Source organism: Clostridium algidicarnis DSM 15099 (assembly GCF_002934235.1).
GTDB lineage: Bacteria > Bacillota > Clostridia > Clostridiales > Clostridiaceae > Clostridium_L > Clostridium_L algidicarnis.
The window spans coordinates 92151-114381 of record NZ_PTIS01000003.1 but is presented as its reverse complement, the minus strand read 5'-3'; the positions used below and the strand labels follow the sequence as shown (position 1 = coordinate 114381).

Below are 22231 nucleotides of genomic sequence, written 5' to 3'. Positions count from 1 at the left end.
ATTAGCTCTACAATAAACTTAAAATTCTAATTAAATTAATATTCATTTATTAAAAGTTGTATTTACTCTTTAAAATTAAAGTCCTATAAATTTAAAGTTTTCTTCCTTTAAATACTTAATTATCTCTGGTAACGCCTCTACAGTTGTTTCTTTGGAGGATGAGTCATGCAAAAGTATTATTACCCTATCTTTATTTGAAACAGTCTCCTTGATTTTTTGCAGCTGGGCTTCTACTGGTACATTGTTATATTCAGAATCACCATTTAGCGCATTCCAATCTATATATTTAATATTCATATTCTTTAATATATCTTTATATGCATCTTTGTAATCTTCAAAGGATCCCCCTGGAAACCTGAAAAAGTCGCTTTTATAATCTTCTCCTAAGATATCCTTTAAAACTCTCTCTGTACTTTCTACTTCATTTGTAAAGTTCTCTTTTGATGAATAAACTATATTAAAATCATGAGTATAAGAATGATTGCCGATTGAATGTTTTTTTAATCTTATATCTTTAATTATTTCTTTATTACTTTTTGCTCTTTCCCCTGTTATAAAGAATGTAGCATTAATATGATTTTCTTCTAATATATCTAAAATCTTAGGTGTTATATTGCTACTTGGACCATCATCAAAAGTTAAATATGCAATTTTATGATGATCTGAAATTGTATCTTTTTCACTATTTAATTTTTCTTTTTCATATGATTCATCCATAACTTTAGCCTTTTTAGATCTAGCCTCATTATCTTCTACTACTACACTATTTCTTTGCTCTACTTTGCTTGATTTATAAGAAAACAAGTAGATACCTAATATAGTACTTATTATATATATCGAAATTAAAAATATAACATGTATCAAATTACGCTTCATATCATTACCTCTTAATAATCATATCTATAAACTTATATACATATGGTTATATTGACACTTAATTCTGAATTTTCAATATTTCCTTAAATTATATCACTATAATCAACATGTTTGAATATTTTTCGTTTGACATATTCTTGCACATTTTTTATAATTTCAGATTAATAGTCCTATATTTTCCCATACTTTTCTCTCATAGCATCTAAAACTGAATCCACATTGCCTTTAGCTTTCCTTTCGTTATCATCTTTTAATGAAAGTAAACTAAGTTGTTCTATATAAGTATCTGTCAAATTACTTAAATTTATACCTAAAAGTCTAATTGGTTCCCCCTTCCAACACTTGTCGAAAAGTTCTGTTGCTATCTTATATATTATTTTTGTTGAATTGGTTGGATTTAATATCTTTTTTTGATGAGAATAGCTTTTGAATTCATTGGTTTTTATATTTATACCTATGGAATAACAATATTTATTATTTTTCCTTAATCTATATGAAACCTTATCCGATAACTCTAAAATTACCCTATGAGCCTTTTCTCTATGCAATAAGTCTGTAGCTAATGTAGTTTCATTACTAATATTTTTAATATCTTCTTCATCATATTCTACTTTGCTAAAATCTATTCCATTTGCATAGTTCCATATAAGTTCTCCCATACTCTTTAATTTATCCTTAATTAAGGCTTTATCACTAGTAGCTAGCTCCCCTATGGTATATATGTACATTAAATTCAAGGTTTTTTTTGCACTTTTACCTACCATAAATAATTCTTCTACAGGAAGATGCCATAACTTCATTTCTATTTCTTCTTTAAATATTGTATTAACCTTATCAGGCTTCTTTAGTTCAGATGCCATCTTTGCTAATAATTTATTTGTAGCTACACCAATACTTACTGTAAAATTAAATTTTTCTTTTATTTCCTTTCTTATTATTTCAGCTAATTTTAAAGCATCTTCCCTTTTATTAAGGCCCATGTCTAAAAAGCATTCATCTATAGAATATTTTTGGATATAAGGAGTGTAATTATGTAAAAATTCAAACATATTTTTACTATATTCTTCATAAATTTTAAAGTTGGGAGGAATTACAATTAAATCATTGCACTTTTTTCTAGCCGAATATAAACTTTCACCGGTGATTATTCCGTAATATTTTGCTTTATCTGACTTAGCTAAAACCACTCCTCTTCTACTGTTTTCATCTCCTCCTATTACAGATGGTACAAGCCTTATATCTAATTTTTCTCCATTTTTAAGTTTATCTGCTGCACTCCAAGATAAATAAGCTGAATTAACATCTATATGAAATATTATCTTTTCCATATCACAACTCCTATATTTATATTAATATTTTTTATTATGATTATATCATTAAAGCTTTTGATATTTAAGAACCTTTGTTTCTTTTGTAATTTCCTGTAGCTAATTAATACTTAATGAAATTAATTAATGTATCCTATAAAAAAACTATTGCATTATCTTTTAATATACGGTATAATTCTAATTGTTGCTTAGGGGTATAGCTCAATTGGTAGAGTAGCGGTCTCCAAAACCGTTGGTCGTAGGTTCGAGCCCTACTACCCCTGCCAGAATAAAAAGCTTATGAACATAAATGTTCATAAGCTTTTTTTATTATTTATTTATATTCATATTAATTCTATATTTTATAATGCTTATTAATATAAATTTGCAACTCTTAATATATTATAGTTAATTTATTCTAAGGTAACTAAAAGAAGAATCCAAACCCACACCCACAAAAGAGTAGTAGCAATATAATCCAACTATCAAAATCATCATTACAATTATTTTGACAATTACATTTGTGACATCTATGATTACATCCACTGCCTCTTATTGATATATTTTGATTTATTATCAAGTTCTCTATATACCGTATTCCTTCAGGATCATTGCAAAGTTGCCTTATTATCTCTTCATTCCTCATACACATATTCTCCCTTTATATATTTCAAGGAATATATAATAATTACGAATCAAATAAATGCACTTATTTATAATTATTATTACTCCTTAAGTACAATTAATGTTTCATATTATATATTATGAATGAAGGTTTCATTTGTTGACAAAATAATCGTTTTATATACAATTAAAAAGCCATCAGAATTTACTGATGGCTTTTTAATTTATAGTTATATTATTTTGAAGCCTAAGTCTTTTACCTTTTCTTCTATAAGTTCAAAATTGTCAGTTCTCATTCTCACAACAATTTCCATAACATCTATGACGCTTTTTGGATCTACAACTACAAAGCTTATTATGTCTGCATTATTTTCTGCAAGTACATTTGAAAGTTTTGAAATTTGTCCTGGAACATCATAAGCCATAACAGCTAATCTTTGTCCTTTATTTAACCCAAACAATAATGTAAACTGTTCAAATACTGCATGATGGGTTAATATACCCTCGAAATCTCCTTTATCGTTTATAACAGCAACAAAGGATATATTCATTATTTCTAAAAAGTATACTGCTTTTTCCATCTCCTCAACAGGTGATATTGTTGGTATATCTTTTCTCATAACCACTTCTACATTAAAATCAGACAAAAAGCATTGTTTATCTTCGCATTTTTCATAATAAAATTCATAAATCCTATCCTTGGATATTGCTCCATAAAACTTGTCGCCTTCTACTACTGGTAAAGATAAAAACTTATTTTCACTCATAATTTCAAGAGCCTGACCAATTGTAATTTTAGGACTCACTGTAATTAATTTTTCTTTAGCCAACATTATGTTTTTTACTAACATTTCCCCATCTCCTTTTAAGTCAATTATCATAAAATTTAAGAATTAGTAATATATAGTTATTATACATTAAAACATTCTATAAATTCAAACTATTTCTTTAAATCATTTATATCTAAAGTATGTTCCTTAACATCTTTGATATTTTTAGCGTCTTTAATGATTTTCATATTATCTTTTATTACATTTAGATAATCTTTATCTCCATTGTATTTTTCCAGATAAATTATTTGAGAATTATTATTTTTTATTGTAGATTGAATATCTTCATTTGATGAATCACTTTTTTCTAAAATAATTATAGCTTTTTGATCTTTTAGTATACTATCCGAAATATTTTTATCAAACCTTTTTAATCTAACATTAGTTAAATTAAAGGAATTTAATCCATAATCAAATTCATCGCTACTTACAATTATTGAATAAGTATTTAGTTTACCGATTGCTTCTTTCATTTCTTCTTCCACTATAGAAATTTCTTTTAATTTCTTTTCATAATTCTTTTCATAAAATTGTCTATTAACAGGGTCCTTTTCTTCTATGGAATTTTTTATATTAGATAATGCTATTTTATATTCCTCTATACCCAGCAAATAATAAGGATTTTCTTTTATTTCTTTATCACCATATTTTCTAGGATTATCAAGTAAATTTAGTTTTACCCCTCTTGAAACATTTATTGTTGATAATTTATCCTTTTTTAGTTTAGCTGTGAATACATCAATCCAAGGTTCTAAATTAGCTCCATTATAAAAAAACAAATCTTTTTTTTCTATATTATTTATTGAGTCTTCGGTATAATTATATTCCAATATGTCTTGTTCGGTTTTAAACATATATTCAACATTATGTTTATCACCGGTTATATCTTTTACAATATAATAAAGAGGCTTGCTTGTAACAACAATATTTAAATACTTTTCACTACTTTCTGTTTCTCCAACAATTGCTGAACTCTTAACTATTCCAAATCTATAAGTAGCAGCAAAGATTACTATTACTATTACATTAATAGTAACTATTCCATATATGAATTTTTTCATCAATTTTTCACCTCAAAAGATATAGTATTTTTTAAAATATATAAACTAACTTATATATTCCTTTTATTAGTGTTGTGATTTAAATAATCTTTTATACACACTAATTATACGTTAACTTATTAAATAAAGATACAAAAATCATTTTATCTTCTTATACAATGTGGTAATATACATTTCATATGTTCATATTAAACTTCCTAATATCTATATAATATATTATATAGATATTACACCTCTTTCTTTTTCATGTCTTTTGATATAAAATATTCATGTATGTTTAATTTTACTTTTAGGAGGTGACGGTGATTATATCACCATTTTTATGAATTTTATTGTAAATAATGTAGAAGAAACTTTAAATATAGGCGAGCAAATAGGTAATCTTTGTAGCGCTGGAGATATTATATGTGTAGTAGGTGATTTAGGTGTTGGCAAAACCCACCTTTCTAAGGGTATAGCTAAGGGATTAGGTATTAAAGATCATATTACTAGTCCTACCTTTACTATTGTAAATGAGTATGATAGCGGAAGATTAAAGTTATATCATTTTGATGTATATAGAGTCAATGATCCTGATGAAATTTATGAGTTAGGCTTTGATGAGTATATATTTGATAACGCAGTAAGTGTTATCGAATGGGCTGACTATATAAAAGCTCTTATACCAAAAGAACATTTAAGAATAGTATTATCTAAACTTAATGACTTAGGCGAAGATGTAAGAAATATTGAAATTATATCTAATGGAGACAGGTATAATTATATAAAGGAGATTAAAATATGAAGGTACTTAGCGTAGACTCATCTAGTTCAACAGCTAGTGTTGCAATTTTAGAAGATAATAAATTGCTTGGAGAAATAAATTTTAATTATAAAAAACAACATTCAGTATTACTACTAACCATGATAGATACTTTATTAAACAGTATTTCATTAGATATATCTGAAATAGATGGATTCGTTATATCAAAAGGTCCAGGCTCTTTTACAGGGCTTAGAATTGGAATGGCAACTATAAAAGGTTTAAGCTTTTCATCAAACAAACCTTTTATTTCAGTATCTTCCTTAGACGCATTAGCTCGTAATATATACGGTTTCTCTGGTATTATATGTCCAATTATGGATGCACTTAGAGATAACGTTTATACTAGTCTATATAAATATGAAAATGAAACTCTTATTCAAATCATGGATTATGCTTCCCTATCTATAGATGAATTAATAATTCACTTAAAGACTTATAATAAGGAAGTTTGTTTTGTAGGAGATGCTACAAGTTTGCACAAGGATAAATTAATGACTCAACTACCTAAAGTTATATTTGCCCCTTCTGATCTTAATTATATAAGAGCAGCTTCATTAGGTGTTATAGGTATTAATAAATTAAGCAATGGTGAAAATGATGATATAAACAACTCTGCTCCTGTGTACCTTATAAAATCTCAAGCTGAAAGAGAATATGATGAAAAACAGTTGTTTCTAGGTCATGAGTAATATAAAGATTTCTCCTATGACCTATGAAGATATAGATGATGTTTTAGCTATTAGTTTTTTAAGTTTTCCTATTTCATGGAGCAGAGAGTCATTTTTAACTGAGCTTGAAAATAACTTTTCTTATTATGTGGTAGCAAAATCTGATGACGTTATTGTTGGTTTTGGAGGCACTTGGATCATTATTGACGAATCTCATATAACCAACATAGCAGTACATCCAAGCTTTCGAGGTCTTGGAATTGGCGAGTTAATATTAAAGTCTCTTATAGATTTAGGTAAACCTCACTTTATATCTTCTATGACTTTAGAGGTACGTGCCTCAAATGTTGTAGCCATATCATTATATAACAAGTTTGATTTCAAAGAAGAAGGAAGACGAAAAAGGTATTATGAGGATAATGGTGAAGATGCCCTTATATTATGGAAAAGAAACTTTTAGATTATAGTATCTAATTTAAGCATACCCATTAAACCTACAAAACTCTTTATAATTAGTGATTTATTGCACTATAACATAAAAAGGCTAGCATAACGCTGGCCTTTTTATGTTAATTTAAAGTTCTTTTATCTCTTATTCATTAAATATTTTCTTTTGAATATTTCTTTTTCTCTAAGATTACCTCTTCTTTATGAACAAGTGAAGATACATTTTTGTATACTCCAAGAGTAACTAGTGATACTAATATCCCCTTTAATAAATTAAACGGTACTACAGACCAAATTATAAAGGTTTTTAAATCTATTATATTTCCATTAAGTTTTGTTCCCATACCTATTAGTGTATCTAAAGGTAATTTAAACACCTTTGCATAGGTTGGTATCAATACAAAGTAATTTATTAATGATGCTACTGTGGTCATTGCTAAAACTCCACATACTAACCCCACAACAGCTCCCTTTTTATTTTTATTTCTTTTATATATATATCCTGAAATAAACACTAACACTGAGCCTACTATAAAGTTTGCAAATTCTCCTACTAAAGCTGTCTGAGTCCCCTTAAATAACACATGAAGTATGTTTTTTAAAAGTTCTATTACAATTCCTTCTACAGGTCCTAAAGCAAATGCTCCTATTAGAGCTGGTAGATCACTTAAATCTATCTTTAAAAAACCTGGAAACAATGGTAATGGGAAATCAAAATACATCAGTATAAAAGCCATAGCTGCAAGTAATGTAATTTTAATTTGTTTGTTAAGATTAAACTTTTTATTCATGATAATACCTCCTTAAATTAGGTATCCTCAAGGGGCTCATGCTAACTTTATCTGATTAAATGCAAAAATACCCTGACACAAAGCCAGGGCAAAGCAATTATCCTATTTAGATAGCTTACCTTCTTCCATCCAGACTATACTGTCGGCTTCGGAATCTAACCGAATCATGCCATGTAGGCTTGCGGGCTTTACCGCCGGTGGGGATCTTCGCCCCGCCCTGAAGATAATATATTTTATTTTATAATCTCATTATATAACACTGTTATTTAAATAACAAGTCTATTTTACATTTTCATAGTTAAAGATATTCTACCTCTTTTTTCATCAATTTCAATTACTTTTACATTTATTATATCTCCAACTTTTACAATATCTAAGGGATGTTTTACGAAAGTATCAGACATTTGGCTTTTGTGGACTAGACCATCTTGGTGAACTCCAATATCTACAAATGCACCAAAATCTGATACATTTCTAACTGTACCTATTAATAGCATTCCTATCTTTAATTGTGTTATATCCATAATACCTGTTTTTAACATAGGTTTTGGAAGTTCTTCTCTAGGATCCCTTCCTGGTTTTTTAAGTTCTTTTATTATATCAACTAAAGTTAATTTACCTATGCCTATATTATCTGCTAATTCTTCTAGCGAAAATTTTTCAGCCCTTTGTTCTATATCCTTTAAGCTTCCACTTTTAAAGTCATCCTTATTATATCCTAATATATCCACAAGTTTTTTTGCAGATGCATAGGATTCAGGATGTACAGAAGTATTATCCAGGGGTTCCTTACTTTCCATAACCCTTAAAAATCCTGCACATTGTTCAAACGCTTTTTGACCTAGTCTCTTTACTTTAAGAAGTTCTTTTCTGCTATTAAATTTACCCTTTTCGTCTCTATAACTAACTATATTTTGTGCTACAGTATCATTAATACCTGAAATATATGATAAAAGAGAAGGTGTGGCCATGTTTAAATCCACCCCAACTTTATTCACTACATCCTCTACTGTACCTTTAAGTGATTCATCTAGTTTTTTAGCTGTTACATCATGTTGATATTGACCAACGCCTATAGACTTTGGGTCTATTTTAACTAATTCCGATAGTGGGTCTTGAAGTCTTCTTCCAATAGATATAGCCCCTCTTATAGTTACATCTAAATTAGGATATTCATCCGCTGCAAGCTTTGATGCTGAATATACAGAAGCTCCCGCTTCTGAAACTATAACATAATAAAGCTCTTTTCCCTTTTCTTCTTTTAATTCTTTTATCAAAAGAGCTATAACTTCTTCTGATTCTCTACTAGCCGTTCCATTTCCTAAAGATATCACATCAATATCTTCTTTTAGAACAAGTTCTTTTAATTTACTTATAGTTCCATCTATATCTTTTCTTGGTGCTGTAGGATAAACTGTAGCCTTTTCTAGAAACTTTCCTGTTTTATCTAAAACAGCTACCTTACATCCAGTTCTAAATCCTGGATCAAATCCCATAACCACCTTATCTTTTATAGGAGGTTGCATAATTAAAGATTTTAGGTTAGTCTTAAATATTTCTATAGCCCTTTCTTCAGCAATTTCTGTAAGCTGTGCTCTTATTTCTCTTTCAATAGATGGATAGATGAGCCTCTTATAAGAGTCCCTTACGCTTTCTTTTATATATTTATCCGTTATATTATTTCCCTTAATACACTTTCCCTCTAAATATTGTATAACTATTTCTACCATGTAATCAAGCTTAACACTTAGAACCTTTTCTTTTTCTCCTCTATTTATAGCAAGTATTCTATATGGAGGAATGTTCCTTATTGGTTCTTTATAATCATAATACATTTCATAGGGTGTAGGTTCCTCTGAACTTCCTTTAGTTACTATTATAGCCTCTCTTTGAATATATGACCTTATCCACTTTCTAAATTCTGCGTTATCAGATATAACTTCACTTATTATGTCCATAGCTCCTTTAATAGCTGTTTCCCTGGAATCTATTCCTTTTTCTAAATCAATCATCTTATCCATCTCAACTTCAAAATTGCCTTTAAAGTTTCCATTCCATACTAATTGTGCTAAGGGTTTTAATCCCTTTTCTTCCGCCATAGTAGCTCTTGTTCTCTTTTTCATTTTGAAAGGCCGATATATATCATCTACTTCTGTTAATGTTTCAGATTTTAAAATACTAAACCTTATTTCTTCTGTAAGCTTTTCCTGCTCTTCGATAAGTCTTATAACATTCTCTTTTTTATCCTCTAGTCCTCTTATATAAATCAGTCTTTCCGATAATTTTCTAAGCACCTCATCATCTAATCCCCCAGTTCGTTCCTTCCTATATCTGGCTATAAAAGGAACGGTATTACCCTCATCTATCATCTCAACAACACTAATTACTTGACTTTCATTTATAGAAAGTTCCTTTGCAAGTTTTTGTTCAATATTACTTGTCATTACTACACCTCATTATTAATATAAGTTTATCTTTATTCTTTAAGTTTCCCATTACTACTTTGTTTTAAATATTCATTTATAAATAAATCAATTTCTCCATCCATAACAGCATCTATATTACCACTTTCCACCAAGGTTCTATGATCCTTTACTAAGTTATAGGGATGAAAAACATAAGATCTTATTTGACTACCCCACCCCATATCTTTTTGTTCTCCAGTTAAATCTTCAATTTTCTCCTTGTGCGCTTGCTCTTTTAATGCTATAAGCTTTGATTTTAAAACCTTTAATGCCACTTCCCTATTATAATGTTGACTTCTTTCATTTTGACATTGAACAACTATTCCTGTTGGTATATGAGTTATCCGAACCGCAGATTCTGTTTTATTTACATACTGTCCTCCAGCACCACTTGCTCTAAAGGTATCTAGTTTTATATCCTCTGGCTTAATATCAATATCTTGGTCTTCTTTTAATTCTGGAAGTACTTCTACAGATGCAAAAGAAGTCTGTCTTTTACCACTAGAATTATATGGAGATATTCTAACTAGCCTATGTATTCCTTTTTCAGTTTTAAGATATCCATATGCAAACTCTCCAGATACTTTAAGGGTAACACTTTTAATTCCAGCTTCGTCTCCGCTAATATAATCAATTATATCAATGCTAAACCCCTTGTTCTCAATCCATCTCGTATACATTCTAAGAAGCATCTCAGTCCAATCTTGAGCATCATTACCACCAACACCTACATGAAGCGTTAATATAGCATTATTTCTATCATATTCTCCTGAAAGCAAAATTTCTATTCTAAAGTTATCAATATCCTTTTCCAAAAGTTTTATATCACCTATAAATTCTTTTATAATAGGATCTTTCTCCTCGCCAATTAAGCTGCCTAAAACTTCTATATCTTCTAATCGTAGTACCAATGAATTATACTTATCTAACTGATCTTTTAAAGACTTACATTTCTGCGATATCTGTTGGGCTTTTATATTATCATTCCAAAATCCTGGGCTTTGCATTTTATGTTCATATTCTTCAATAACTATCTTTGTTGTTAAGATGTCAAAGTGAAGCCCCCATTTCTTTTAAAGTTTCTTTAAATTGTGGAATTTTAGATAATTGTTCTTCTAATTGTAAAATCATATTTTCATCTCCCTTTAAATAATGCACTCTTAAATGAATATAGATTTGCAACTTTTTAAAAGTTGCAAATCTATACTATAGCTAAACTTCTCTACCACAACAATTTTTGTACTTTTTACCGCTTCCACATTTACATGGATCATTTCGTCCAATCTTTTCTTCTTTTTTTATCGGTTCTTTTCTTACTGAGGAATCTTCATAATTAGTTGAAACCTCTTTTACCACTTTTTCTCTTTCAGGAGCTCTTTCAGCTTGAACCTGCAATAAATATCTTACAGTATCATGTTTTATGTTATAAATCATCTCTTCAAACATAGTGCTTCCTTCAAATTGATATGCTTGTGTAGGATCTTGTTGTTTATATGCACGTAATCCTATACCTTGCTTTAAATGATCCATGTTGTCAATATGATCCATCCATTTAGTATCAACTACTCTTAAAAGGATAACTCTTTCTATCTCTCTCATACTTTCATTTCCAAAATCTTTTTCTTTTTCTTCATAAATATTATGAGCTATAGATAAGTATTTTTCTTTTATTTCTTCATTTGATAATAATTCTAATTCTTCAGCTTTTACCAAATGATGTGGAACATATAAATCTTCCATAAAATTAATTAGATTTTTAATATCTTCTTTAAATGTATCTTCTACTCCTGATAGATGGGAATCTACAGCGTTATTAATCACATCTTTTATCATATCTTGAATTTGTTCTTTTAAGGTTTCGCCTTCTAAAACCTGTGTTCTTTGCCTATAAATTATTTCTCTTTGCTGATTCATAACATCATCATATCCTAGAAGAGTCTTTCTAACATCAAAGTTGTTTCCTTCAACCTTTTTTTGAGCATTTTCAATAGCTCTTGTAACCATTTTACTTTCTATTGGATCATCTTCCCCAAGACCAATTTTATCTACTAGTCCTTGTAATTTTTCTGAACCAAAAACTCTCATTAAATCATCTTCTAATGATAGGTAAAATCTAGTAGATCCAGGATCTCCTTGACGACCAGAACGTCCTCTAAGTTGGTTATCTATACGCCTTGATTCATGTCTTTCTGTACCTATTATCTTAAGTCCACCAATTTCAGGCACACCGTCTTCTAGCTTAATATCAGTACCACGACCTGCCATGTTAGTAGCTATAGTAACTAATCCTTTTTCTCCTGCATGAGATACTATGTCAGCTTCTCTCTCATGATATTTAGCATTTAACACTTGATGCGGTACTCCTCTTTTCTTTAAAAGGGCTGATAAAACTTCTGATTTTTCTATACTAGCAGTACCTACTAAAACCGGCTGCCCTGATTTATAAGATTCTTCAATATCTTTTATTATTGCATTATACTTACCTTTTACACTTTTAAATATAGTATCTGGGTAATCTACTCTTTTAATTGGCATGTGAGTAGGTATTGCAATAACATCTAATCCATATATTTCTCTAAATTCTACTTCTTCAGTTTGAGCTGTTCCTGTCATACCAGATAACTTATTATACATCCTAAAATAATTTTGGAATGTTATTGTAGCAAGAGTTTTAGATTCTTTTTCAACTTTAACTCCTTCTTTAGCCTCAATAGCTTGGTGAAGCCCATCACTATATCTTCTACCTTCCATAAGTCTTCCAGTAAATTCATCAACTATTACTACTTCCCCATCTTTAACCATGTAATCTTTATCTCTTCTCATTGCATAGTTTGCTTTTAAAGCCTGGGTAATATGGTGTTGAATCTCCATATTTTGAGCATCTGCATAGTTCTCAAGTCTAAAATACTTTTCAGCTTTTTTAACTCCCTCTTCGCTAAGAATTGTAGAATTTGTCTTCTCATCTACAGTAAAATCTTCTTCTTTTATTAAAGTTTTTGCAAAGTAATCTGCAACTTTATAAAATTCGGTAGATTTTTCTCCTTCGCCAGATATTATAAGGGGTGTTCTTGCTTCATCAATAAGTATAGAATCCACCTCATCTACTATACAAAAGTTTAGTTTTCTTTGAACTTTTTCCTCTTTATATATAACCATATTATCTCTAAGGTAATCAAATCCATACTCATTATTAGTACCATATGTTATATCTGAATTATAAGCTTCCCTTCTTTGCTCAGAGCTTAGACCATGTAGTATTACGCCTACCTTTAGCCCTAAAAATTCAAATATTTGTCCCATCCACTCTTTATCTCTATTTGCAAGATAATCATTTACTGTTATTATGTGGACACCATCACCACTTAAGGCATTTAAGTATGCAGGAAGTGTTGCAACTAAAGTCTTACCTTCACCTGTCTTCATTTCCGAAATTCTACCTTGATGAAGAACTACTCCTCCTATAAGTTGTTCTCTAAAATGTCGCATTCCTAAGGTCCTTACAGACGCTTCTCTTACTACTGCAAATGCTTCTGGAAGTAAATCATTTAGATTTTCACCATTTTTAATTCTTAATTTGAACTCATTAGTTTTTTCTTTAAGTTCTTCATCATTTAAGCTTTTAGTTTGTTCTTCTAACTTTTCTATATCATCTACAATTGGAATGATTCTTTTTACTTCTCTCTCACTATAACTTCCAAATACCTTATCAATTAATCCCATACTTTCATCCTCACAATTCTGTTCTTATAATAACTCATTATTAAATTATATCATTGAATCAGTAAACATTTCAATACCAACCTCTAAAAGTAAAAATATTTAAAATAATAGCAGCTCTTTATAATAAAGAGCTGCCATATAAAAACATTAATCTTTTATTTATAATTTTAAAGTTTTAAAATTCAGGCTCTATTAAACCATAATTTCCATCTTTTCTCTTATAGACTACATTTACTTCCTCTGTGTCTGAATTTTGATATACAAAGAAACTATGAGCTAGAAGCTCCATTTGTAAAACCGCTTCTTCTGTTCCCATTGGTTTTATTGCAAATCGCTTAGTTTTAACTATTCTCGGTTCTTCCTCTTCCTTATCTTCATAAGCTACTATTGATTGAAACCTCAAAGAATCTCCAGTATTTCTTCTTTGTAATTTTGTTTTCTGCTTTCTAATTTGTCTTTCTAATTTATCTACTACTAAATCAATGGAAGCATATAAATCATCTGTCGACTCTTCGCCCCTTAGTATTATTCCATTAAACGGTATTGTTACCTCAATTGTTTGTCTGTTTTTTTGTACGCTTAATGTGGCACGTGCTTCTACATTTGGATTAAAATACTTTTCCAGCTTTGAGAGTTTCTTTTCCACTGTTTCCTTCAATGCTTTTGTAAGTTCTATGTTTTTGGCCATTACTACTATTTTCATAATTCCAGCCCCTCTCTGCTAAGTTGTATTATTTGACTTTTATTAAGATACATTTATTTATGTCCTTGTATTTATTCTATAACTTTTTTTGAAATTTAACAAGGGCTATTGTGTTAATTAACAAAATATTATGTTGATTTATCCTTTTATATCTTTAAAATTCTTGTTATCTCATTATATTCTTTATGATTAAAATCTTATTTCTTTTAATTAGCATCTGCTAAAATATATTTTACATTAATATATAATTCATTTAATTATTTATTAATACATAATTTTAAAAAATAAAGCCTTTAGTCAAAAATTGACTAAAGGCTTTATCTAGCTAGTTGACCTGGTCTTTGACCCCACACCCGCCTGCTGGAGTTTTTGCTACTAGGAATTAACCCCTCACTACTAATTCTCTCATTTTTTTATAAATGGCAGGACTAACCTCTAAGCCGCACCATGATCATTAGACATTTTATCTAACTTACGTGGATCGTTTTGCCTGCGACTGGCATCGACTTTCAACCACAAACCTAGCTTCATAATATATTATAACCTACTTTTTGCAACAGTCAATATATTAATTTCTTTAGCGCCATTATTTTTTAATTCTTTATAACAAAAATATAAGGTAGAGCCTGTGGTTACAACATCATCAATAAGTATTATCTCTTTATCTTTAACTTCTTTTAAATATTTAATATCGAACTTAAAAGCTGTCCTTAAGTTTTCCCACCTATTTTCTACACTTACAGTTTTTTGTTCTTGTGTGTTTGTATTTCTTTTTATACACCTAACTACTTGTTTCCCACTTTGTTCCTTTATTATGCATGCTAATATTTCACTTTGATCATAACCTCTAGCATTTTTACCATCTTTACTTGCTGGGACATAACATATAATATCAAAATTTATTTTATTGTAATCTATTATTTGCATAATATTAGAAACAAAAAACCGTGCAACATTAAAATCTCTTTTATACTTAAATTTCATTAACAATTCTCTGATTTCATGAGAATAATAAGATGTTGAATAATATACTAACTCCATATCTTTAATTTCTATACAAAAAGCTTCTTTATTTAATTTTATTTTATTTTTACATTCATAGCATAAAAAGCACCCTTGCAATCTTTCTTCTTTGCATAGTAAGCAAAATGAGCCTTCTGGAAACACAATAGATAAGCTACAATTAATTAAATACCTTAAGGAAGCAACTAAAACCTTTGTTTTATCCTTCATAAAATTTTTTAGACTATTTTCACTAGTCTTATATGTCTTTAAATTTTCTTTATCTAAATATTTATTAAACCTTTTTCCCATGCTACCTTATTGAAGTTTCTGGTTATAGATTTAGCTTTCTCCATATCTAAAGTAAGGTTATTTGCAAGAAAAATCACTTCGGAGTTGCTAAATCCTTCCTTCATACCTACCTTTCCACATATATAAGTTAATTTTTTATAATCATAACTTTCATCATCTGCAAAATAAACTATTATATCTAAATTATTGACTTCCATATGAAAAGTATTCATATTATCTATTATTATTATTATAGGTTCATCTCTCATCTTTAATCGTTTCTTTATTATATTAATATTTGAATCATTGTATCGTATTATACTTGTTCTTATATCTTCTCTTAAATCTGATATTTGTCTATAAATCTTATCTGCCTTTTGGTTATCTGGTGCATATAATATAACCTTTCGCCTAGATTTTACAAACCATTTCATATAATCATAAATCATATAAGGTATTTCCTTATTTGTATCTATTTTGGTTGTAATTATTCTAGGCTCTATTATAGGAATATCCCTTGTATTCTTTGTAATTTCTATTATATCTCCTTCTTCTAAAACTGGTTCAATAGATGCAACTATATATTTTTCAGATTTAATTTTATAAATTAGGCCTCTTATATCCTTTGCTTGATATTCTGAGTAACAATTAATATCATCATATATAATACAATAAAAGTTATCCTTCATTAAATATGCACTATCGTAATTAGTTATTATTAAAAGCTTATCTTCTAAATTGGTATAATTTCCTCTAAAGTAGCAATAATTTCTAAATGAAGTTATTGTCCTTATTTTCTTTAATAATGAAATATCTTTTATATCTTGATTGGTTATATACAAGATCTTTTTATTTTCTTTAATTAGCTCAAGTATTATTTCTAGAAATGTTAAGGAATTATTGTAAGGAATAGAAACCACATTTAAGTATTTTTTATTTTTCTTTACCCAGTTCATAACATTTTGATCTGCATGTTCATCTTTTATAGATTCATTCTTATTTTTAAAAACTTTAAATATGGACATTTATGTCCCTCCAAATCTATTAACATATATTTGCTACTTTATTGTTCATTAAAAATTTCATTAGAAACTGTATCCTTCATCCTCCATTTTAATGAAGAAAATCTCTCAAAGCTTCTGTCATTTTGAACCATATATTTAAGTGCTTTAACAGAACCTGTTAGTACCACTAAATTTTTAGCCCTTGTTATTGCTGTATATAATAGATTTCTATTCATAAGCAAAGGTGACCCTACAAATATAGGCATAATAACTACTGGGAACTCACTACCTTGACTCTTATGTATAGTTATTGCATAAGCCAAATCTAATTCATCTATATTTATATTTTCATAGATGACTTCTCTTTCCTCATCAAATATAACTGTTAGAGTATTATCTTCTTCGTCAATATTTTGAATAAACCCCATGTCTCCATTAAATACTCCAAGTCCTTCTTTGTCACCATATCCATCTACCCTTATCCACTTTAAAGAATAGTTGTTTTTAGTTTGCATAACTTTATCTCCTACTCTAAAAATTGTGCTTCTATATTCTTTTTCCTTTTTATTTTCCGCCTTAGGATTTAGAACCTCTTGCAATTTAGAATTTAGATTTATAATACCTAAAGGTCCTTTTTTCATAGGTGATAAAATCTGTATGTGCTGTTGTTTATTCCATGAATCATTATATTTGGGTAACCTTGTATTTATTAATTCTACAACTGTATTTAAAATATTCTCTTTATTTTCTTCCTTTATGAAAAAGAAGTCTTTATCCCTATCATTCAATATTGGAATTTCTCCATTATTAATCTTATGAGCATTAACTACTATCATACTTTCTTTTGCTTGCCTAAATATTTCTTTTAATCTTACCACCTTTACACATTCACTTTCTATAAGATCTTTAAGCACATTACCTGCTCCAACAGATGGTAATTGATCTACATCTCCTACTATTATAAGTCTAGTACCTAAAGATAAGGCTTTTAAAAGATTATTCATAAGTAACACATCTATCATGGATGCCTCGTCTATGATTATAACATCACACTCTAAAGGTGATTCTTCCCCTTTAGAGAAAGCCATTTCTTCATCATTTAATCCAAATCCAAGCTCTAATAACCTATGAATAGTTTTAGCTTCTCTTCCGGTTGACTCTGTCATTCTTTTTGCAGCCCTCCCTGTTGGAGCCGCCATAACTACACTCATACCATTTTTATCAAATATATCTATGATACATTTTATTATAGTAGTCTTACCTGTTCCAGGACCCCCAGTAATTATTTCCACACCATTATCTATTACACCTTTTATTGCTTCTTTTTGTGAAATAGCAAAACTCATATTGTTTTCTTGTTCAAATTCTTTTATTTGTTTATCTATATTAACGTCTATAGTATCAAAGCTTGAAAAAACAATGGAAAGCATAGATTTTGTTATACCAAGCTCTGCATAATAATAGGGTAATGTAAATACGCACTCTACACCATCTATTAGTTCTACTCTAACCTTTCCATCAATAACACAATCAAATATGTTTTTAATTATTAACTCTTCTTTTACTGTTAATATTTCAGAAGCACCTTTTATAAGCTCATCTTTTGGCATGTAGGTATTTCCTAAAGCACAAAATTGATTTACTACATGTTTTATTCCGCTTTGAACTCTAAACTCTGAATCAATTTCTATACCTAAACTTCTAGCTATTTTATCTGCTGATTTAAATCCTATTCCTGAAACTTCCTCAGTTAATATGTATGGATTATTTTTTATAATACTTATAGACTCGGCTCCAAATCTTTTGTATATCTTCATGCATTGATTTGGTGTTACACCATAAGTTTGTAAAAACACCATAATATTTTTCACTTCTCTTTGCTTAAAGTAAGAATCGTATATAAGTTCTATTTTTTTCTCTCCTATACCTTCTATTTCAGAAAGCCTATCTATATCATTTTCTAAAACTTCAAAAGTTTTTTCTCCAAATTTATCTACAATCTTTTTAGCTGTAACAGGTCCAATTCCTAGTATCACCCCTGAAGATAAATATCGTTCAATTCCAATTAAACTATTTGGCAATATTTCCTCAGCCTCATTTACCTTAAATTGCTTACCAAATTGCTTGTGCAAAGTCCATTCACCTTTTAATTTTAAATTTTGTCCTTCTGATATATATGGTATACACCCTACAATGACTGTATCATCACCTTTTTCGTCTACTCTTGCAACCACATATCCATTATCTTCATTTTTAAATATTATATCTTCTACAGTGACTTGTATTTCTTCCATATAATCTCCTCACTCAATTCTTAATTAAAGTAATTATATCACAATTACCCTTAATAAAGATTTTAAAAGAATAGTTATAATGAAAATTATAGTATAATAAAACGTAAATTCAAGTTATCTAATTTATTAATTGCTGTTTATTGTTTTTAACAGCTACATGCTAATTTATATTAACTGGTCATTTTTATCAACATGACCTATAATAAATATATCTAAAATATATGTTATTGAGGTGATTTCATGTTAATTAAAAACTGTAAAATAATATACGAAGATAGAATAGAAGAGGGTTCTGTTTTACTTCATAATGGTAAAATTACATCTATAAATCCTGAAAATACTGATGAAAAGGATGTTATCGATGCTGAAGGGTTGTACTTATCTCCTGGATTTATAGATGTTCATATTCATGGGGCTGGAGGGCGTGATACCATGGATGGAAGTTATGAATCATTAAATATAATTTCAAAAACTATTGCTAAATATGGTACTACCTCCTTTTTGCCAACTACAATGACTTGTTCTATAAGCGACATAAAAAAAGCTCTCGAAACTATAAAGGAAGCTAAACTAAAAGGCACTGATGGCGCCAATATATTAGGAGCCCACTTAGAAGGACCCTTTATAAGTCCAAAAGCTATTGGTGCTCAAAACCCTGACTTTGTAGAAAACCCATTTCTTCAAACATTTCTAGATATAGTAGGTGACAATATTGATACTGTAGTAAGCGTTACTATAGCCCCTGAAATAGAAGGTGCTTGTGAGCTTATAGCATACCTACGAGATAATAATATAACTGCTTCTATGGGACATACTAAAGCCACATATGAAGAGGCTATGACAGGAATACAATGTGGTATTTCCCACTCTACTCATCTTTATAATGCTATGACAGGGCTTCACCATCGTAATCCTGGAACTGTTGGTGCAATATTTGATTCTTCTATAACTACCGAAACAATTTCAGATGGAATTCATATAAGTTATCCTTCTCTAAGAGTTGCCTATAAACAAAAGGGCTTAAATAAGGTACTATTAGTAACTGATGCTATGATGGCTTGTTCAATGCCAGATGGAATTTATTCTTTAGGTGGACAAAAGGTCATTGTTGAAAATGGCGCTGCTAGATTAAAATCTGGTTCTCTTGCTGGTTCTATTTTAACTCTAGATAAGGCTGTTAGAAATGTTTATAACAACACAGATTATCCTTTAAACGAAATTGTTAATATGGCTACTGTGAATCCTGCAAGACTTTGTAAGGTAGATACTTTTAAAGGCTCTGTTAAAGAAGGATTCGATGCCGATCTATTACTATTTGATGATGGAATAAATATTAAAAAGGTTATAATTAATGGAAAGATAATTCTTTAATATTTCCATATTCAAAAAATTAACCTGGATATTTTAAAATATCCAGGTTAATTTTTATATATACCTTTTTATAACATTCACTTTATTTAACTTTTCCCATGGTAGATCTAGATCACTTCTACCAAAATGTCCATAGGCCGCAACCTGTTTATATATTGGTCTTCTTAAATCTAGTTCTTTAATTATTGATGCTGGTCGTAAGTCAAATACATTGTTAATTATTTCTATTATTTTTTCATCACTTATTTTTCCTGTCCCAAAAGTATCTACATCAATGGATACAGGTCTTGCAACACCTATAGCATAAGCTACTTGAATTTCTATTTTATCAGAAACTCCAGCTGCAACTAAGTTTTTAGCAACCCATCTTGCTGCATAAGCTGCAGATCTATCTACCTTAGTTGGATCTTTTCCTGAAAAAGCACCTCCACCGTGTCTTCCATATCCCCCATAAGTATCAACTATTATTTTTCTTCCTGTTAATCCTGAATCTCCTTGAGGTCCCCCTATTACAAATCTACCTGTTGGGTTTATATAATATTTTGTATCCTTGTCCAATAAGTTAGATTCAACTACTTCTTCAATTACATACTTGCGTAAATCTTTATCTATTTGCTCTAAAGATACCTCAGGGCTATGTTGAGTTGATATTACTATAGTATCGATTCTTTTAGGTTTATTATCCTCATATTCTACTGTTACTTGAGTTTTTCCATCTGGCCTTAGATAAGGAAGAGTTCCATTCTTTCTTACTTCTGATAGTCTTCTTGCTAACTTATGGGCCATAGATATTGGAAGAGGCATATATTCTTCTGTTTCATTACTGGCAAATCCAAACATCATTCCTTGGTCTCCAGCACCAATTCCTCCAAGCTCTTCTTTAGTACCATTTTTAGATTCTAAAGCTTCATCTACTCCCATAGCTATATCAGTTGATTGTTCATCTATAGATGTAAGTACTGAACAAGTTTCAGCATCAAATCCATATTTAGCTCTTACATATCCTATTTCCTCTATGGTTTCTCTAACTACTTTTGAGATATCCACATAACAATCCGTAGATATTTCGCCAGCTACCATTACCATACCTGTTGTTACCATAGTTTCACAAGCTACTCGTCCATTCGAATCCTTTGATAATATTGTATCTAATATGGCATCGGATATCTGGTCACACATTTTGTCAGGATGTCCTTCTGTTACTGATTCTGATGTAAATAGTTTCTTCATAATATTCCTATACTAAATTTTCTTTAGTATAGTTTTCACTCCTTTCTAAAACATAATAAAAAAGCCCCTCAAGAAAGAAGTGACTTTATTTCGCTTCTCTCTTATCTTGCAGTTATACTGCTGGAATTGGCACCGTGGCTTATTAGCCGGTTGCCGGGTTTCATAGGGCCCTTTTCCCTCCACCTCTCTTGATAAGAGCTTATATAATTTTATAACATAATAAATTCTACCATATTACATTTATTACGTCAATATCATCTCAATAAAAAAAAAGACACATATGTGTCTTTTGGTGGAGGAAGATGGATTCGAACCATCGAAGTCGTAGACAGCAGATTTACAGTCTGCCCCCTTTAGCCACTCGGGAATTCCTCCATGTGGAGCTGGCAATAGGAATTGAACCTACAACCTGCTGATTACAAGTCAGCTGCTCTACCGTTGAGCCATGCCAGCAAAACATATAGTTTTAATTTTAAAAATGGTGGGCACAACAGGGCTCGAACCTGTGACCCTCTGCTTGTAAGGCAGATGCTCTCCCAGCTGAGCTATGCGCCCTGGGATTGGTGGAGGAAGATGGATTCGAACCATCGAAGTCGTAGACAGCAGATTTACAGTCTGCCCCCTTTAGCCACTCGGGAATTCCTCCATGTGGAGCTGGCAATAGGAATTGAACCTACAACCTGCTGATTACAAGTCAGCTGCTCTACCGTTGAGCCATGCCAGCATATCTACCAATGCTCTA

General features: G+C 29.8%; 18 protein-coding genes, 6 tRNA genes and 2 riboswitches. Of the genes, 5 read left to right on the top strand and 19 right to left on the bottom strand.

Features of this window, described 5'->3' with window-relative positions:
- Positions 1–75 precede the first annotated feature (75 nt).
- The gene (locus BD821_RS03855) at positions 76–876 is read right to left on the bottom strand and encodes a polysaccharide deacetylase family protein (RefSeq protein ID WP_104409394.1); all 801 of its coding nucleotides are present in this window, start codon (positions 874–876) and stop codon (positions 76–78) included.
- Positions 877–1046: 170 nt separating this feature from the next.
- Positions 1047–2204 carry a Y-family DNA polymerase gene (locus tag BD821_RS03850; protein ID WP_104409393.1) on the bottom strand — a complete coding sequence of 386 codons (1158 nt, stop codon included), beginning with the start codon at positions 2202–2204 and terminating at the stop codon, positions 1047–1049.
- Between the two features lie 190 nt (positions 2205–2394).
- Here BD821_RS03850 and BD821_RS03845 point away from each other — a divergent pair.
- Positions 2395–2470, top strand: a tRNA-Trp gene (locus BD821_RS03845).
- A gap of 140 nt (positions 2471–2610) precedes the next feature.
- Here BD821_RS03845 and BD821_RS03840 read toward each other — a convergent pair.
- The 3 genes from BD821_RS03840 to BD821_RS03830 all read right to left on the bottom strand — a co-directional run bounded on the left by BD821_RS03840 (position 2611) and on the right by BD821_RS03830 (position 4698).
- Positions 2611–2829, bottom strand: a complete 219-nt coding sequence (locus BD821_RS03840; RefSeq protein WP_104409392.1) for a hypothetical protein — start codon at positions 2827–2829, stop codon at positions 2611–2613.
- 208 nt (positions 2830–3037) lie between these two features.
- A complete protein-coding gene (locus tag BD821_RS03835; RefSeq protein WP_104409391.1) occupies positions 3038–3658 on the bottom strand; it encodes a CBS domain-containing protein in 621 nt (206 codons plus the stop codon).
- 89 nt (positions 3659–3747) lie between these two features.
- Positions 3748–4698 (bottom strand): metal ABC transporter substrate-binding protein, encoded by a 951-nt coding sequence (locus BD821_RS03830; protein WP_104409390.1) that lies wholly within the window; start codon positions 4696–4698, stop codon positions 3748–3750.
- 322 nt (positions 4699–5020) lie between these two features.
- Here BD821_RS03830 and tsaE point away from each other — a divergent pair, with 322 nt between their 5' ends.
- Genes tsaE through rimI form a run of 3 tightly spaced genes read left to right on the top strand, consistent with a single transcriptional unit; the run spans position 5021 to position 6631 of the window.
- Positions 5021–5482 (top strand): tRNA (adenosine(37)-N6)-threonylcarbamoyltransferase complex ATPase subunit type 1 TsaE, encoded by a 462-nt coding sequence (gene tsaE / locus BD821_RS03825; RefSeq protein WP_104409389.1) that lies wholly within the window; start codon positions 5021–5023, stop codon positions 5480–5482.
- On the top strand, positions 5479–6192 hold the full coding sequence (gene tsaB, locus BD821_RS03820) for a tRNA (adenosine(37)-N6)-threonylcarbamoyltransferase complex dimerization subunit type 1 TsaB (protein ID WP_104409388.1): 714 nt from the start codon (positions 5479–5481) through the stop codon (positions 6190–6192). Before tsaE ends, tsaB begins: the two co-directional genes overlap by 4 nt.
- Positions 6185–6631, top strand: a complete 447-nt coding sequence (gene rimI, locus BD821_RS03815) for a ribosomal protein S18-alanine N-acetyltransferase (RefSeq protein ID WP_104409387.1) — start codon at positions 6185–6187, stop codon at positions 6629–6631. Before tsaB ends, rimI begins: the two co-directional genes overlap by 8 nt.
- A 139-nt stretch (positions 6632–6770) precedes the next feature.
- On the opposite strand, the gene BD821_RS03810 is transcribed toward rimI, so the two are convergent.
- From BD821_RS03810 to recD2, 8 genes are all read right to left on the bottom strand, one after another.
- Entirely contained in the window at positions 6771–7409 is a 639-nt protein-coding gene (locus BD821_RS03810; RefSeq protein ID WP_104409386.1) for an ECF transporter S component, read from the bottom strand.
- Positions 7410–7522: 113 nt separating this feature from the next.
- A riboswitch (FMN riboswitch) is annotated at positions 7523–7638 on the bottom strand.
- A 55-nt stretch (positions 7639–7693) separates the two neighbouring features.
- Complete coding sequence (locus BD821_RS03805; protein ID WP_104409385.1) at positions 7694–9853, bottom strand: Tex family protein; 2160 nt, start codon at positions 9851–9853, stop codon at positions 7694–7696.
- A 32-nt stretch (positions 9854–9885) separates the two neighbouring features.
- A protein-coding gene (gene prfB, locus BD821_RS03800) for a peptide chain release factor 2 (RefSeq protein WP_104409384.1) occupies positions 9886–11005 on the bottom strand; the annotation gives its coding sequence in 2 pieces (ribosomal slippage) (positions 9886–10926 and positions 10928–11005; 1119 coding nt in all).
- 81 nt (positions 11006–11086) lie between these two features.
- Positions 11087–13594: a preprotein translocase subunit SecA gene (gene secA, locus BD821_RS03795; protein ID WP_104409383.1), complete on the bottom strand. Its 2508-nt coding sequence runs from the start codon at positions 13592–13594 to the stop codon at positions 11087–11089.
- A gap of 175 nt (positions 13595–13769) precedes the next feature.
- Entirely contained in the window at positions 13770–14297 is a 528-nt protein-coding gene (gene hpf / locus BD821_RS03790; RefSeq protein WP_104409382.1) for a ribosome hibernation-promoting factor, HPF/YfiA family, read from the bottom strand.
- Between the two features lie 537 nt (positions 14298–14834).
- Positions 14835–15611 (bottom strand): ComF family protein, encoded by a 777-nt coding sequence (locus BD821_RS03785; protein WP_104409381.1) that lies wholly within the window; start codon positions 15609–15611, stop codon positions 14835–14837.
- Positions 15584–16615, bottom strand: coding sequence for a hypothetical protein (locus tag BD821_RS03780; RefSeq protein WP_104409380.1), 1032 nt, complete (start codon positions 16613–16615; stop codon positions 15584–15586). Before BD821_RS03780 ends, BD821_RS03785 begins: the two co-directional genes overlap by 28 nt.
- Before the next feature lie 38 nt (positions 16616–16653).
- On the bottom strand, positions 16654–18888 hold the full coding sequence (recD2, locus tag BD821_RS03775; protein WP_104409379.1) for an SF1B family DNA helicase RecD2: 2235 nt from the start codon (positions 18886–18888) through the stop codon (positions 16654–16656).
- Positions 18889–19128: 240 nt separating this feature from the next.
- Between recD2 and nagA the strand changes: the two genes are divergently transcribed.
- A complete protein-coding gene (gene nagA, locus BD821_RS03770; protein WP_104409378.1) occupies positions 19129–20259 on the top strand; it encodes an N-acetylglucosamine-6-phosphate deacetylase in 1131 nt (376 codons plus the stop codon).
- Positions 20260–20313: 54 nt separating this feature from the next.
- On the opposite strand, the gene metK is transcribed toward nagA, so the two are convergent.
- The 6 genes from metK to BD821_RS03740 form a co-directional block, all read right to left on the bottom strand.
- Positions 20314–21489 carry a methionine adenosyltransferase gene (gene metK, locus BD821_RS03765; RefSeq protein ID WP_104409377.1) on the bottom strand — a complete coding sequence of 392 codons (1176 nt, stop codon included), beginning with the start codon at positions 21487–21489 and terminating at the stop codon, positions 20314–20316.
- A gap of 98 nt (positions 21490–21587) precedes the next feature.
- A riboswitch (SAM riboswitch) is annotated at positions 21588–21687 on the bottom strand.
- Between the two features lie 92 nt (positions 21688–21779).
- Positions 21780–21864: transfer RNA gene (locus BD821_RS03760), tRNA-Tyr, on the bottom strand.
- Between the two features lie 3 nt (positions 21865–21867).
- A tRNA-Thr gene (locus BD821_RS03755) sits at positions 21868–21942 on the bottom strand.
- A 26-nt stretch (positions 21943–21968) separates the two neighbouring features.
- Positions 21969–22044, bottom strand: a tRNA-Val gene (locus tag BD821_RS03750).
- Between the two features lie 6 nt (positions 22045–22050).
- Positions 22051–22135, bottom strand: a tRNA-Tyr gene (locus BD821_RS03745).
- 3 nt (positions 22136–22138) lie between these two features.
- Positions 22139–22213: transfer RNA gene (locus BD821_RS03740), tRNA-Thr, on the bottom strand.
- Between the last annotated feature and the right edge of the window lie 18 nt (positions 22214–22231).

Excerpts from the sequence above, each read along its gene's own strand:
- BD821_RS03810 (WP_104409386.1), bottom strand. The coding sequence starts at position 7,409 with ATGAATAAAAAGTTTAATCTTAACAAACAAATTAAAATTACATTACTT.
- secA (WP_104409383.1), bottom strand. The coding sequence starts at position 13,594 with ATGGGATTAATTGATAAGGTATTTGGAAGTTATAGTGAGAGAGAAGTA.
- BD821_RS03805 (WP_104409385.1), bottom strand. The coding sequence starts at position 9,853 with ATGACAAGTAATATTGAACAAAAACTTGCAAAGGAACTTTCTATAAAT.
- hpf (WP_104409382.1), bottom strand. The coding sequence starts at position 14,297 with ATGAAAATAGTAGTAATGGCCAAAAACATAGAACTTACAAAAGCATTG.
- BD821_RS03830 (WP_104409390.1), bottom strand. The coding sequence starts at position 4,698 with ATGAAAAAATTCATATATGGAATAGTTACTATTAATGTAATAGTAATA.
- metK (WP_104409377.1), bottom strand. The coding sequence starts at position 21,489 with ATGAAGAAACTATTTACATCAGAATCAGTAACAGAAGGACATCCTGAC.
- nagA (WP_104409378.1), top strand. The coding sequence starts at position 19,129 with ATGTTAATTAAAAACTGTAAAATAATATACGAAGATAGAATAGAAGAG.
- BD821_RS03785 (WP_104409381.1), bottom strand. The coding sequence starts at position 15,611 with ATGGGAAAAAGGTTTAATAAATATTTAGATAAAGAAAATTTAAAGACA.
- rimI (WP_104409387.1), top strand. The coding sequence starts at position 6,185 with ATGAGTAATATAAAGATTTCTCCTATGACCTATGAAGATATAGATGAT.
- BD821_RS03780 (WP_104409380.1), bottom strand. The coding sequence starts at position 16,615 with ATGTCCATATTTAAAGTTTTTAAAAATAAGAATGAATCTATAAAAGAT.
- tsaE (WP_104409389.1), top strand. The coding sequence starts at position 5,021 with ATGAATTTTATTGTAAATAATGTAGAAGAAACTTTAAATATAGGCGAG.
- BD821_RS03840 (WP_104409392.1), bottom strand. The coding sequence starts at position 2,829 with ATGAGGAATGAAGAGATAATAAGGCAACTTTGCAATGATCCTGAAGGA.
- BD821_RS03835 (WP_104409391.1), bottom strand. The coding sequence starts at position 3,658 with ATGTTAGTAAAAAACATAATGTTGGCTAAAGAAAAATTAATTACAGTG.
- BD821_RS03855 (WP_104409394.1), bottom strand. The coding sequence starts at position 876 with ATGAAGCGTAATTTGATACATGTTATATTTTTAATTTCGATATATATA.
- BD821_RS03850 (WP_104409393.1), bottom strand. The coding sequence starts at position 2,204 with ATGGAAAAGATAATATTTCATATAGATGTTAATTCAGCTTATTTATCT.
- recD2 (WP_104409379.1), bottom strand. The coding sequence starts at position 18,888 with ATGGAAGAAATACAAGTCACTGTAGAAGATATAATATTTAAAAATGAA.
- tsaB (WP_104409388.1), top strand. The coding sequence starts at position 5,479 with ATGAAGGTACTTAGCGTAGACTCATCTAGTTCAACAGCTAGTGTTGCA.